This window comes from Aestuariibaculum sp. M13 (assembly GCF_024723255.1).
Taxonomy (GTDB): Bacteria; Bacteroidota; Bacteroidia; order Flavobacteriales; family Flavobacteriaceae; genus Aestuariibaculum; species Aestuariibaculum lutulentum.
Genome location: NZ_JANIAC010000001.1, coordinates 1393970 through 1409135 on the forward strand (window position 1 = coordinate 1393970; position 15166 = coordinate 1409135).

General features: G+C 33.1%; 10 protein-coding genes. All 10 read right to left on the reverse strand.

The window, feature by feature from the left end; all coding sequences use genetic code 11:
* Positions 1-2: 2 nt before the first annotated feature.
* The gene (locus NO995_RS06010; protein WP_258226694.1) at positions 3-2357 is read right to left on the reverse strand and encodes a TonB-dependent siderophore receptor; all 2355 of its coding nucleotides are present in this window, start codon (positions 2355-2357) and stop codon (positions 3-5) included.
* Between the two features lie 63 nt (positions 2358-2420).
* Positions 2421-3347: a FecR family protein gene (locus tag NO995_RS06015; protein ID WP_258226695.1), complete on the reverse strand. Its 927-nt coding sequence runs from the start codon at positions 3345-3347 to the stop codon at positions 2421-2423.
* 52 nt (positions 3348-3399) lie between these two features.
* Positions 3400-3912: an RNA polymerase sigma factor gene (locus NO995_RS06020; protein WP_258226696.1), complete on the reverse strand. Its 513-nt coding sequence runs from the start codon at positions 3910-3912 to the stop codon at positions 3400-3402.
* Between the two features lie 301 nt (positions 3913-4213).
* Positions 4214-5065 (reverse strand): DUF4249 domain-containing protein, encoded by an 852-nt coding sequence (locus tag NO995_RS06025; RefSeq protein WP_258226697.1) that lies wholly within the window; start codon positions 5063-5065, stop codon positions 4214-4216.
* Between the two features lie 5 nt (positions 5066-5070).
* Positions 5071-7446: a TonB-dependent receptor gene (locus NO995_RS06030; RefSeq protein ID WP_258226698.1), complete on the reverse strand. Its 2376-nt coding sequence runs from the start codon at positions 7444-7446 to the stop codon at positions 5071-5073.
* 219 nt (positions 7447-7665) lie between these two features.
* Positions 7666-8181 (reverse strand): OmpH family outer membrane protein, encoded by a 516-nt coding sequence (locus tag NO995_RS06035; protein WP_258226699.1) that lies wholly within the window; start codon positions 8179-8181, stop codon positions 7666-7668.
* Between the two features lie 217 nt (positions 8182-8398).
* Complete coding sequence (locus tag NO995_RS06040; RefSeq protein WP_258226700.1) at positions 8399-9271, reverse strand: class I SAM-dependent methyltransferase; 873 nt, start codon at positions 9269-9271, stop codon at positions 8399-8401.
* 108 nt (positions 9272-9379) lie between these two features.
* On the reverse strand, positions 9380-11251 hold the full coding sequence (gene mnmG / locus NO995_RS06045) for a tRNA uridine-5-carboxymethylaminomethyl(34) synthesis enzyme MnmG (RefSeq protein WP_258226701.1): 1872 nt from the start codon (positions 11249-11251) through the stop codon (positions 9380-9382).
* Positions 11252-11336: 85 nt separating this feature from the next.
* Positions 11337-11747: an rRNA maturation RNase YbeY gene (ybeY, locus tag NO995_RS06050; RefSeq protein ID WP_240572455.1), complete on the reverse strand. Its 411-nt coding sequence runs from the start codon at positions 11745-11747 to the stop codon at positions 11337-11339.
* Complete coding sequence (locus tag NO995_RS06055) at positions 11740-15138, reverse strand: DUF4175 family protein (RefSeq protein WP_258226702.1); 3399 nt, start codon at positions 15136-15138, stop codon at positions 11740-11742. The genes ybeY and NO995_RS06055 overlap by 8 nt, the downstream gene beginning before the upstream one ends.
* Between the last annotated feature and the right edge of the window lie 28 nt (positions 15139-15166).

Genomic DNA, 15166 nt, shown 5'->3' on the forward strand with positions numbered 1-15166 from the left:
ATTTAGAAGTCAATTCTAAACACTAAATTTGGCGTAAACCCTAACGAATTCTTATTGATTTCACGTAGAACAAAACCATCATCTTCTGTACTTTGTGCTATTTCATATTTACGACTCAACACATTTTTTTGATTGTAAACATTTAAAAAGGACACACCCAATTTTCCTTTCCATCGCTCACTTCTATAAAAATTAAAGGCATAAGTCGCAGATATATCCAATTTATGATAGTTTGGTAGCCTGGCTGCATTGGTTGCTTCAAAATCTATTACAGGATCTCCTGAAGTTTCAATTAAACCATTTGCTTTAGTATACGGAATACCGGTTCTCATAGTCCAACCCAAAGACACATCGAAATGTTTCCATTCGTAGGTATGAGACCATGTTAGGTGATGAGTGATATCAGAATTACCCGGAAACGCTTCCCCATTATTGATGGTATTGAATGTAAAATCGTTATCCATTACAGAATAACTTAACCAGGTTCGATAATTTTGTATTTTCTTTTTAATTAAAACATCAAGTCCGAAAACCTTACTTTTTCCTTTAGAAAAGAAATCGTCAATATTATCAAACCCTAACGTAAACGAAGTTAAACCATCAATATCTTTATAGTATCCTTCAAAATCCAAATGCCATCCCGCTTTATCGAAAACAAAACCAGATGTGACTTGAAAACTCCTTAAAACAGGAATCTCATCGCCATCGGACAATACCCAAATTTGATTTTCCAAACCAAAATCCTGCGTATTAAATTCAATAACCTCACTAACCGATTGATGTAAATTTTCCATAGAGCTTTTAAATTTTAAATTCGAAAAAAGCTTTGTTTCTAACTGAAATCTTGGCTCAAAAAAGAGTTTATCGACTACTGAAAAATAATTAGCTCTAACTCCAAAATTGAGCAACCATTTATCTAAAACATAATACTTATAATCACCATATATTCCATGATTATTATTAGTATTTACATTTGATTCATTATAGTTATCTTCCGGACTTTCACTATCTTCAAAATTCAATAAATACTTTACTTTATTCGATGAAAACTGATACCCAAAACCTAAGGTTGACGCCTCATCTAAGTTGTAATTTGTATCGAAGGCAAAACCTAAATCCTCTACTCGATTTTGTTTGTTAAGCCGGTCGTTAAACTCATTCGTTATTGAATTTGTACCCGTGTAATTAAAATCGTAGTTTGAATAATAGGCACTAAATTCATGATTAAAATCATCACCATAGGCATGGTTCCATTTTATACTTGACCCTTGATTTTTAATATCTAATTTATCCTGAGAAGCTTCATCGTAATCTTCTATTAAAAACCCATAATCCAGTTTATTCTTCGTGAATAAATTACTCACTAAAAAAGTATTGTTCTCATTAGGTTTTACAATGGCTTTTACAGTAAAATCATTAAAAAAGAATAAGTCTTTAGTTGTGGTAACTTCATCATCTTCAAACACCTTATTGCCTTCTGATATTTTTGTTTCCTGAAACACTCTTTTTGATAAATTCCTAAACGTCTCGGTATCTACAATATCCGCAATTGAACGCCTTCCTGAAATCATTATAGCAGCCTTATTACTCAAGGGCACTTTCAGATTGCCATCGGTATGCGTCATATTAAATCCGGTACTTCCGGTTAATTTATCCGGGATATCTTCATCAGATGTGATATCAATAACTCCGGAAATTCGATTGCCGTAACGCGCTTTGGTTCCGTTTTTATAAAGTTTTATATCCTGAGTGATGTATGGATTCAAGGCTGAAATAGTACCAAAAAAATGCCCGGAATTATACATTTTAATACCATCCCAAAGCACCAGATTCTGATCTGGTGTTCCTCCTCGAATGAATAATCCAGAAGCGGTTTCTGTCGGACTTTGAACTCCTGGTAGTAACTGAATACTTTGCAGTACATCTGGCTCGGTTAAGCCTGGTAAGATCCCTAATTTTTCAGGAGATAGAATAATTGAAGTATCATCGTTATTTTCACTAATTCCAGAAGTAATGTATTCCTTTACTACAACTTTTTCTAAATGCTGAGTATCTGTTATACTTCGGTTTTTAATTTTTTGAATGGTATAATAACGCTCTGTCTCTTTTGTAAATTTAATATCAATCAACGCTTCAATATCAAATAAAAGTTCATCTAATGTAGCTTGTTTCGCTTCTAAAGAGATTAATTGCTCGCCTATTAATTTTGCATTATACGAGAACTTAACATTGAATTTAGATTCAAAATCCAAAAGCACTTGAACTACTGGAGTGTTTAAATAGTTAACCGATGCTTTTTCCTGAGAAAGCATAGTAAATGAAACTAACAGGAAGGCTATTGTTAATTTATATTTCATTTATTCGGTTAAGTTCATTCAAATAACACCTTAAATTTAAAATAATTTTTATTAATCTAATTCTTAGTTACTTGATTTCAGAACTATAACGCGTTTATCGGCATTAAAAGTATAGGTAAAATCCATAGGAATCAAAACAGTTCTTAAAGCCAGATTTATATCCTTATGTGTAAATCCACCCGTATAACGTTTATTTGTATCAACATGTGAGACATCAACTGTTATCTGATATTGATTTTCTAAAGCTAATATTACCTGTTTCATAGGAGTATCGTAAAAGCTACTTTCTCCTGTAATCCAACTTGGCTCACTGGTTTTAAAAGTCCATGTTTCCAACTTATTATTTACAATTCTAACCGCTTTACCAGGAAGAAGTATAGTTTTTTCTTTATCAGACATAGTGGTAACCTGCACTTTACCCTCTCTACATTGTACTTCAAAATAACCATCCCGAGCAACCACATTGAATTCTGTACCTAAAACTTCAACAAAGCCTAAAGCAGTCTCTACCTTAAACTTCTCGCCTTTTTCAACATCAAAAAACGCTTCGCCAGATAACTCTAAAACTCTGTTATTTTCCCAATTAAAAGATTTAAAATGTAATTCTGAATTGGCATTTAACTGAACTTTTGACGCATCAGGAAGAACCACTGCCAACTGCTCTGAGTAACCTGTAGTATATTGAGATTCTCTCAATGTAAAATAAAACACACCAAACGCTAAGACTAATATGGCTGCAGCTGCATAAACCCAGGCAGGTACTAATCGTTTTACTTTAGGTTTATGATTCACTTTTAAGGTGTTCTCTTGTATTTTATCAAAAACCTGTGCTTTGTTAAACTCTGGAACACGTAAACTTTGCGATGCTTCATTAATTTTGTTATAAAGCGCATAATCTTCAGATTTTCTGAAGTTTTCAAGCTCTTCACCAGTTAATTCACCAGCAATCCAGCGTGCTAAAAATGATTCATCTTGTTTAAATGGCTCCATATAACATACGTTATTATACTTCTAAAACAGTTAATTACGGTTTTACCCTACTTTAAATTTCAACTATTTGCTTTCGCAACAATTCTAAGGCTTGACTCATACGTTTTTCTACAGCCTTAACAGAGATGCCAACAATCTCTGAGATCTCAGTATATTTTTTCTTATCTATTCTGCTTAACAAAAAAACTTCGCGTTGCTTTTCAGGTAAATTAGCTATAGCCCGTTTCAATTTTTCCATGAATTGCTGTTCCTCCAATAAAAATTCAGGAGTTTCTAAATTGTTTTGTTTTATCTGATTCGATTGATGTTCTAAAACAATTTTCTGGTGTGCAACTTCATTTAAAAATAAATTTCTGGCAACTGTATAGAGATAAGATTTTGCTTTTGTAAAAAGAACTTTAGAACAATTATTCCAAAGTTTTATATAAGCTTCCTGGACAATATCTTCGGCTTGTTGCTGATCGCCACATTTATAATAAATAAAGCTATACAACGTCTCCGAATGCATATTAAAGAGAAATTCGTAGGTTTTCTGTTCACAAACAGATTGGTTTTCATTGTCCATAACTTGCTAAAATGCTTAGGGCCTGACAATCAAATTTAAAAAAATTAAAATAAAAAGTAGGGTAAATCTATTTTCAGCTGTTTTAATATAAACGAGAGATTTTAAATGATCTAGAACAATCTAGTGAGTTGATCCTTTTTTTGTTCCCAAAATCTTAACCTCCAAGACTGGTTTAATAGCTAAAACTTATGCTGGGAGTATTTTAAGTGAAGAAGAGTAAAAAGCGAATTTGTCACAACGTTTTCTGCTATTAGACCTTGTTTCAAATTCGCCAACTTTTCACTTTTTATTTCTATTCTTTTTACTGAAATGTATAACTGGTTTTCACCACTTGCGTTGCTCTAAAATAACCGTAAGGATAATTGGCTTGATTGGTTGCATTAACACAGTTTCCTTTTAACTGAACACCATTTGAAGAAAACGGATTTCCTCCGGAATAGTACTGTTCTATTAAAATACGCATATAATTATAATAACGTTCTGAAATACCATACAAACTTATATCGACAGAATCCCCTGGTTGAAATTCAGCCTGATCGTTATCTTCATCTTCTTGCTTTTCAAAGAAATCATGAACCTCATTTCCGTTTGAAAACTCATCTGAATAATCTTCGAAATACGGGAATAAATCGCCTTCTTCGTAGTAACGTATTAAGTAGAAATTATCTTCATCGGCAGGATCATCAAAATAGATATTCACCTCTAATAAATCTGGATCTATACCGCCATCAACCGATTGATTTACATCATTAATATCTGGCACAGGTATTAAGGTTTCTGTGGCAATATATGTTTCATTATTATAAACCACTTCCAGCTGATACTGGTTATTTTCAATAGGAACAAAAACATCTGTTGTATATATTCCATCGTTTTGATTTACAAAATTAAAAACCTCGTTCGTGTCTAAATTTGTTACCATTACGGTAGCGTTAGTTACCGCTGTATTATTGGCAGTTTCAAAATATGGGGTTGAAGTGCTTAATTTAATAGTTTGATTATTCCCTAAAGTCCCTTTTTCCCAATCTAAAGATGCTTCTATAACCAAACGGATTTGTCCTGTTTGTAATTCAACATCAATCACATCTTCACAAGCAAATAACCCTAAACTTGCAATGATTAATGCGGCTATGTTTTTTATATATCGTTTCATTCTGTTTAAAATTTAAAATTGTAAGCTACTGAAGGAATCATTCCGAAAATTGAAATTCGTGAAGCTTCATTTAACCCAGTTTGATCATTTTGATTAAACGAAATAGAAGCTGCATTCTTTCTGTTATAAACATTATAAATACCAAATACCCACTCGCCTTTCCAACGGTTCTCTGGCTTTCTATTAGGCTTATAAGTTGCCGATAAATCTAACCTGTGGTAGCTTGGTAAACGATCTTCATTTCTATTAGCATAGGTCGCTACCGAGAGCCCTTCGTAGTTGTATTGACCATTTGGATAGGTTACCGGTCTTCCAGTTTGAAAAATTAAATTCGAACTAAAACTCCATTTGTTATTTAACTTATAACTTCCTGTTACCGAAATATCATGGGTCCTATCGTAAGGCGTATTATACCAGTCGCCATTGTTTATTCCCGGACCTCCGGCCTTTCCACCTAAAGTTCGTTGTTCAGATTTCGATAAGGTATAAGCAAACCAACCTGTGAAATTTCCCTTATTCTTTCTCAACAGTAACTCTAAACCATAAGCACGTGCTTCACCATTTAAAATTTCGGTTTCTATATTATTATTTCCAATTAAATCAGACCCATCTATATAATCAATTCGGTTGTCAATTGTCTTGTAATAGGTTTCTAATTCTAGAGCGTAAGTATTGTTTTTAAACTTTCTGAAATACCCCATCGCATACTGATTCGAAATTTGAGGTTTTATATACTGCCCACTAGGTGTCCATACATCTAAAGGCGTAACAGAAGATGTATTAGACAATAAATGTAAATACTGCGTTGATTTGGTATAACTCGCTTTTAAAGCTGTATTATTATTCAACTGATAAGATAAGCCTAAACGCGGCTCAAAATTGCTGAAATCTTTAATACTTTCACCTTTTTTATAATAGGTTTCTCCGGATGCTTCACCACGCTCGTAAATATCCAATTCCGGATTATAAACAACGGGTTGGTCGTTAACATAATTGGTCATACTCTGACCTCCTAATCTGGAAAACGTACTGAAACGTAATCCGTACTGTGCTGACAGGTTTTTAGTTATTTCATGCTCAGCACTAACATACAAGCCGCCTTCAAAAGCCCTTTTATCATCTAACTTTAAATAGTTAATTGAAGAATTTTCTGAGCTTGGCATCACCTCTCCCGGATTTAAATTATACGATATACCGCTAACTCCGAAATCCAGATTTATTTTATCATTTAAATAGTACTTTAAATCGTATTTAAGGTTGTAATTTTTAATGTCGGCAATCCAATCTAACTCAATAAAATCAAGGATAATTTGATAATCGTACTTGCTATAAATAAATGATAAATTAGAAAACAATTTATCATTAAAAATATGATTCCATCTAAGGTTTCCTGTCGCATTCCCATAGTTATTTTCAATAACCGTAGATAGATTAAACACATCACGACCAAAATATCCGGATAGATAAATTCGGTTATTATCGTTTATCTGATAATTGGTTTTTAAGTTTAAATCGTAAAACGAAATTTTATCATCTTTTAAATCCTCTATAGCTTTCATTAATAAATGCGCATACGATGTTCTTCCGGCGATTAAAAACGATCCTTTATCACCAAATACAGGACCTTCTGCAGCCAACCTACTTGATATAAGCCCAACACCTCCATTTAAACTGAAATTCTTGCTGTTTCCATCCTTTTGACGCACATCTAATACAGATGACACACGTCCTCCAAAATTAGCCGGGATATCACCTTTATAAAGCTTTATATCTTTAATAGCATCGGCATTAAACACCGAAAAGAAACCAAAAAAGTGAGATGTGTTATAAATAATAGCTTCATCAAGTAGCACCAAATTCTGATCGGCTGCACCTCCACGCACATTAAAACCGGAAGAACCTTCTCCATTATTGGTAACTCCAGGAAGAGTTTGAATAGATTTCAAAACATCGACCTCACCCATAACTACAGGAATCTGTTTAATAGTACCGGCATTTAATTTAGAAACACTCATTTGAGGTTTTTTAATAGCAATCTGCTCGGATTCTTCGGCTACAATAACGACTTCATTTAATGAGGTCGCCGATTCTTCAAGTTCAAAATCCAAGGTTATATCACCTGATAAACTAATAGATTTTGTAATGGTATTATATCCCAAATAGGAAACTAAAATTGTATAATCCCCTTTAGGAACTGTTAACGAATAAAAACCATATTCATTGGTAATGGCACCGTTCGATGTGCCTTGCAAAAAGACTGTTGCCCCAATAATGGTTTCCCCATTGGCTTTATCTTTTAAAACTCCCCGAATGGTATATTTATCCTGTGCTAGAATAACACAGCTAAATAACATACATAAGCTAAACACAACGTGTTTCATCAAAATTAATTTACTTTAAGGTTAAACTTTTTATAATATTCGATTTTGAAAATAAATTCAAAATCAATTTGGGTAAAATAGTCTATTAAGACAACGAACAAGTCTTCAAATTGTTTTTATAAATTATATAAGAAATTTCTTATAATTAAAATAAAACTCATAAAAAAAGCTCAGAAATTAAAAATCTGAGCCTAAAATTATAAAAAACTGAAACTTGTTTTACTTTTTATATGCTTCGTTTAAAGCATCGGTAATTGTTTTTGTTAAATCGTCTTCTTCAACTCCATACATTACAGTAGCAGCAGCTTCACTAGTTCCTAAAATATATGTATAACCATTATCTTTTCCATAATCTTTCACAAAAGCTTTAACATGGTTTATAACAGAATCGATATCGGCTTGAAATGCTTGTTGCATCATTTGCTGTTCCATTTGCATTTGTTGCTGTAACTGTTGTTGCTTTTGTTGTAAACCAGCCATTAATTCTTGTGCCTTTGCCTGTGAAGATTTTTGGGCTTCAGCCTGCTTTGACTGAACTTCCATTTGAAACGCCTGACCTATGCTATCTGCTTTTTTTCTAAAAGCGGCTTCTTTCTCTTCATATTTTGTTTCAACATCTTTTTTCTCCTGGTAATCATTAATCACCACTCCATTATCTACAAATCCAATTTTTGCCTGTTTCTGGCAAGATGTTAAAGCCACAGCTATTGCTGCAAGATAAAATATTTTCTTCATGTTTTGTTCGTTAATTTAATAAAGCCAAATGTAGTAAAGTAAAGTATAATTCGATATAAATTAAGTTTTATTTAAATGATAAATAATTTTTATCTAAAAAATATTCATCAATAAGAAACTCTTATTAAAAACCAGTCATTTTAAAGCGATTTAAGACACTTTTAAAAATCAGACTGGTATTTCATCATTCAAACAAGACTAAAAAGCAAATACAGGCTTAAATCTCATTTTTAACGTTTCTGAGAACATAAATTAAGGAAGAAGCCTCTTTTGAAAACATCGCTTTTACATTTGATCGTAAACCCACCAAAAATCCGTTTAGAAAATTCATCTTTCCGGTTTTGTACTTTTCAGAAAGCAGACTTACATAAAACGCATCAAAGAGCATCGGTTTTATTTTTACGACCTCCATAACCACTGATGCAAATAATTTTGAAATAGAATCAGCATCAAAATGCCATAAGTGTCTCGGCACATCGAAAGCAGCCCAAAACGATTTATAATATTTGGCATCGTAACTTTTAAAATTTGGAACCGCAATTACCAAAGTGCCGTTTGGTTTTAAAAGTTTTTTAAAATTAGATATCTGATCTTCTAAATCTGATAAATGTTCAAGAACATGCCAAAGCGTAATAACATCAAAACTATAATTTTCAAATTTTGAAAGTTGATCGACATCAAAAACCGAATCATGCGTTTTTTGATTTGCTACTCCCCTAGCCTCTTTATTTGGTTCAATACCAAAAACGGTCCAACCATTTTTTTGTGCGGTTTGCAAAAAATCTCCGGTTCCGCATCCAATATCTAAAATGGTTTTAGATTCCGATGAAAAGGAATTTATTAATTGCAGTTTTTTATTTAAAGCATACGACCGAACAATATGATATACTTTTTCAAAAGTATTTCGCTTCGCATCGGTATGCGAAATGTAATCTTCGCTTTTATAATAGTCGGGTAATTTTTCTAAACTGGGTTGTGGTGTGGTTTCTAAAAATCCAAAATCTGAATTTTTAATTAATCGAAATTCTTCTCCTGAAACGGAATGATCTTTTACATTTAAATACACTTTTGTTTCGTTTTCTTTTACCACGAATGCACAACTACTTTTAGAAATTAAACTGAATTTTGTTCTTGAATTAATTTAAAATTGATTCATATTTTAATAAAAAATAAACGTTCCACGTGGAACGTTTAACAATTATCTTCCCATATAAACCAATAAAACGGAAATATCGTTTGGAGAAACACCACTAATTCGTGATGCCTGCGACACCGTTCTTGGTTGAATCTTTTTCAATTTTTCACGAGCTTCAAAACTCATCGATTTAATTTGTGAGTAATCAAAATTCTCTGGAATCTTTACATATTCTAATCGACTTAATTTATCAGCATTATTTTTTTCCTTAGCTATATATCCTGAATATTTAACCTGAATTTCGGCCTGCTCAATAATTTCAGCATCTAAATTATTTTCCTGAATATAATTTTCAACACTATCAATTTTTCGCATATCACTCATCTCCACATTTGGTCTAGCGAATATTTTAAAAATCTTTCCAGACTGGTTTACCGGTGCTGAATCTTTACTTTCAAGAATAGGATTTATTACTTCAGGTTTCACACTGGTTTCCTCAAAAAAAGAAACAAATTTTTCAGCCGCCTCATGCTTTTCTTCCATACGTTTTAAACGTTTTTCAGAAGCCAAACCTAACTCAAATCCTTTAGGTGTTAATCTTAAATCAGCATTATCCTGTCTAAGCAACGTACGATACTCTGCACGCGATGTAAACATACGATATGGCTCTTCGGTTCCTTTTGTAATTAAATCATCAATTAAAACGCCAATATACGCTTCGTCTCTATTCAACATAAACGGGTCGCGCTCCTGAACTTTCAAGCTCGCATTTATACCAGCCATCAAACCTTGGGAAGCAGCTTCTTCATAACCAGTTGTTCCATTAATCTGACCTGCAAAATAAAGTCCATTAATTAGTTTGGTTTCTAAAGTATGTTTTAACTGTGTTGGCGGAAAATAATCGTATTCGATAGCATAACCAGGTCTAAAGAATTTTACATTTTCAAAACCAGCAACCGAACGCAATGCTTTAAATTGAACATCTTCTGGAAGCGAAGTTGAAAATCCATTTACATACACCTCACATGTATTCCATCCTTCCGGTTCGATGAATAATTGATGACGATCTTTATCAGCAAAACGATTAATTTTATCTTCAATAGAAGGACAATAACGCGGGCCTAAACTTTTGATTCTACCATTAAACATTGGCGATCTATCAAAGCCTTCTCGAAGTAAATCATGAACCAACTCACTGGTGTAAGTCATATGACAAGAACGCTGTTTTTTTAACGGTTTTGTGACGTCTAAATAAGAAAACTTCTCGGGGTTCTCATCTCCTGGTTGCTCAGTCATTTTAGAATAATCTAAAGAACGACCATCTACACGAGGTGGTGTTCCTGTTTTCATCCTTCCAGACTCAAAACCTAAAGCAACTAACTGTTCTGTAATTCCGGTCGCAGCCTTTTCACCTGCTCTACCTCCACCAAAATTTTTATCACCAATATGAATTAAACCATTCAAGAACGTTCCGTTAGTTAAAACAACCGACTTACCTTTTATCTCAACACCAAGTGAGGTTTTAATACCAACAACCTGATCACCATCTATCAATAAACCGGAAACCATTTCCTGATAAAAATCTAAATTAGGAGTCCCTTCTAAAAGCATGCGCCAGTCTTCAGCGAAACGCATACGATCACTCTGCACCCTCGGACTCCACATAGCAGGCCCTTTAGATTTATTAAGCATTTTAAATTGAATAGCAGAGGTGTCAGAAACAATTCCACTATACCCACCAAGTGCATCAATCTCACGTACAATTTGCCCCTTAGCAATACCTCCCATTGCAGGATTACAAGACATCTGTGCGATGTTTTGCAGGTTCATTGTAACAAGTAATGTTTTACTTCCCATGTTGGCCGCCGCCGCCGCAGCTTCGCTACCAGCATGACCAGCACCAACAACTATAACATCATATACATCACTAAACATAACTTTACTTTTTAAGACTGTTCCACGTGGAACACTAGACAATTTTTAATTTTGAGTTTGCAAATATACGTTGATTTCGTGAATATTAATCAAGTTGATTAATATAGAAATCTTCCTTCTCCCTCATTAGAACCTCTTCTGTTTCAGACTTATCTTTATACCCACAATAATGCAATACGCCATGGACAATTACCCGTTGTAATTCCTTATTAAATTCAACATTAAAATCCTTAGCATTATCTGCTACGCGCTCCACAGAAATAAAAATATCTCCCTGTATCAACTTACCAACAGTATAATCAAAACTAATGATATCAGTTAACGTATCATGATTAAGAAATTCAACATTCAATTTATGAAGATAGTCATCATCACAAAAGACATAATTAATTTCTTCCAGCTTATAGCCTTCACTTGAAATAACACCAGTAATCCAGGTAGCTAATTCTTCTTCATTATCTAAATTGAAATCGGTTTCGTAATTGAAATTAATCATTGCTTTGCTTAAAATAAACTTGAACTTTCTTTTTATAATCCGGCTGCAAAGGTAGTGTTTGTTTATTCAATATTTCAGTAGTATTAAAATATTGCTTTGCATTTGGTAATTGATTGTTAGAGGTATTTTTAAATGTGTTATTATTTGTTACAGATTCACGCTTGTTATCCTCTCCTTGCTGAAAGGTAGCATTCTCCAACTTTAATAATTGATGTTTCAAATTCATCATCTTTTGAAGCGTTTGATTTGTGAATCCCTTGTTTAATAAATCCATTTCTATTTGCTCCATAGAACGTATCAAACGATCAGAATTGGTATTGCTCCCCTCTTTGGCTATACGCTCCTCAAGCGCATTTCTAAGCTCTTGTTGGCGCTGATAAATTTCATACAATAATCCGTTAAGCTCCTCAGAATTCCCCTCTCCATTTTCATTCATTTCCCCTTCTTCACCTGACTTACCTTCTTTACCTTCCTGACCTTCATTGTCTCCTTGACTTTTCTTCTCCTCTCCTTGTCCTTCTTGATCTTTTGGTTGACCTTCTTCACTTTGTTTCATCCCCTCTTGCATCATTTCATTTAACTGCTCCTGACTCATAATAATATTAGGCAACTGCATATCTCCTTGACCACTTGAACTTTGCGACATATTCAACTGCTCTTCCATATTGTCAAGAACAGAACTTAAAAAATTGGCTAAATTATTCGCGGCGGTAACTGTGAACTGCTGATTAGAAATACCCTGATAAACCTGCCCCTCAGCAAAATAATCTAGAGCTTTATCAACGTTATAATATACTTCCGTAATCTCCTTATTTACCTGCTCAGATAACTTAGGTTGACGTAACGACAAAGCGAATAAGCTATCATCGATATGCTCAAAATGCTCTCTTAAATTGTTTTGATTCTTTAAATACCCAGCATACTTACTATGTCCTTCCTCTATACCTTTGAACTGATTCATTAACGCTTCTTCATCAAATGAAAACAACACCAAATTATCCAAAATCTGACGTAACATATCAACGTCTTCCTGCATTTGTTCACCCCCACCGGCTTGCATTGAAGACTGCATTTGCTCACTCATTTTTTTCATTTTCTCAGCAGCCTTTTTTTGACTCTTTTGAGCGTTCTGAATGTTTTCATTTTGTTCTGAATCGTTCGACTGCTGATCAGAATTTTGCTGATCCTGATTTTGATCTAAAGACTTGGAAGCATTTTGCTGTTCCTTCTTAATTTCATTTTCCTCAAGTTTATCCTGCGGCACATCAATAGGCTTTTTTAAACCTTTACTTTCCTTTTGTAAATTTTCTAATTCTTCCGTGAATTTTTGAAATTCCTTATTAAGAGCATCCTGATTTTCCTTTGTATTTTCTTCACGTTCTTGTTTAGAAAGATCATCTTGCTTAATGGCCATTTGCATTAAATCATCTTTCAACTTATCAAGCTTTTGTTGCACATAAAAACGTTTAGTCAATTCAAGCAACTGCTCTAAACTTCGTTTCTTATTTTTGTTTTGTTTCGCTAAATCTTCAAGACGATTTGCCAATTGCTCTTTGGTAATTTTGTCTTTAAATTTCTCTAATTCTTCAAGCAATTCTTCATCCTGTTTTAACTTCTCTTCATTTTCATCAAGACGTTTTTTTAAATCTTCTTTAAACGGGTCATCCTTTTTATCCTGAGGAAAATTTTCAATATTATCTTTCAATTTTTTATTGAAATTTTTCATCAATTCATCCTGTTGTTTTTGACGTTCCAGAAAAGACTCCAATTTCTTTTTATCATTAAAATTTAAAGTCTCCTTTTCTTTTTGAGTATTCGATAATTGCTCCAGTTGCTTTTCCTGTTCATCAAAATTCTTTAAAGATTTATTTAAATCTTTAATGGTTTCCTTCTGTTCCTGAAGATTTTTTTGTTTTTCCTCCTCAACAGTACGCTTTCTATAACTAAACGTATTGGATTTAACAGCTTTATAATGGTTAACTACATCATTATCAAACACTTGAAAAAACAACTCATAAGCTACACCATCCTGAATATCAACATTATACGGAAACGATGTAATAAATTCATCATAATTTGAATTAGAAACATTCATTTCTAAAGTTTTCAAATTTGAAGCATCATCAGCCGGATAATAAACCATTTGCAATTTGCTAAATCCGTAATCATCGCTAACCTGACCATAAAAATATAAGGTTTGTAAATCCAAACTATCTGTTTGCATTTTCACATTCAACTCAGGATAGGCATCCTTGATAACATCAATATTAAAACCTAAATTTTCATAGTTTGATAAATGAGTATTACTAGTACTTAAACTATAACCAAAATCATTAAAAACCTGCTTAGAAGTTTCAAATTCACCATCAGCATTTTCGGAAAACAAAATGGTATCTTTAGAATACAAATGAACCTGTGAGGTTGATTTCGCTTTCAATTTCCAGCTTACTTTGGTCCCTTCAGGCACAACGGCATTTCCTGTACTTCTTAAAATTTCATCCTCTTTATTAGTATACACCGGATAATCTAAAACCATCTGAAAATCTAATAAGGAAGGCACCTCAATAAGCTTCAATAGGTAAGGTTTAGATTCAACATTATTAGCTTGTAATTGAAACGAAATTTGTTCTTTCGGTTTAGTAAAAACATATTCAAACTCCCCCACTCCAGTTTGCTGCAAATAATAGGTTTCATCATTGTAAGTGATTTGAACATTCTCTGGTATGACACTACCTGATGTTCTAACAAGCAATTTAAAATCCTTATCTTCTAAAGCATTTAAATCTTCATTGATTACAAAAAACTGAAATGGCGCAGGTGGTTCATAAGCAGTTTTATAATGCACCACTCGTTTGTAGCTATCACTAAACCAATTAAAATTTCCAGTAAAGAAAACAGCCAATAAAATTAAAACAGGAATAGCCGCGTACTTTAAATACTTAATATTAGCCTTAAAATTAATAGCTAACTTAAAAGGTATTGGTGAAAGCTCAACTGACTTCTGTTCTATACTTGCTAAGAGTAAATCACTCTTATCGGAATTTTTATTTAGCTGAAGTACGTTTAACAACTTATCGTTAACTTCCGGAAAATGTTTTCCTATAATTCTTGATGCTTGCTCATAGTTTATACCTTTTTGAAGTTTTACCAGCTTCGACAAAGGCCAGACAATAAACTTAATCAACAAACCTATCTCAACAAATACAAACAACCAGAACAAAATAGTTCGTGCCGTGGTGTTAAGCCATAACATATATTCCACCAATAAAGTTCCTAAAAAATAGAGCAATCCAATGGCAAAAAACAAGATGGCGCCTTTTAGTAATTCGTTATAATAATAACGTTTTATAAACCCTTCAAGCTTTAATTGTATGTTGTAAAAATTCGTCACAGTTATTGGCTTTATAACCTATAAATCT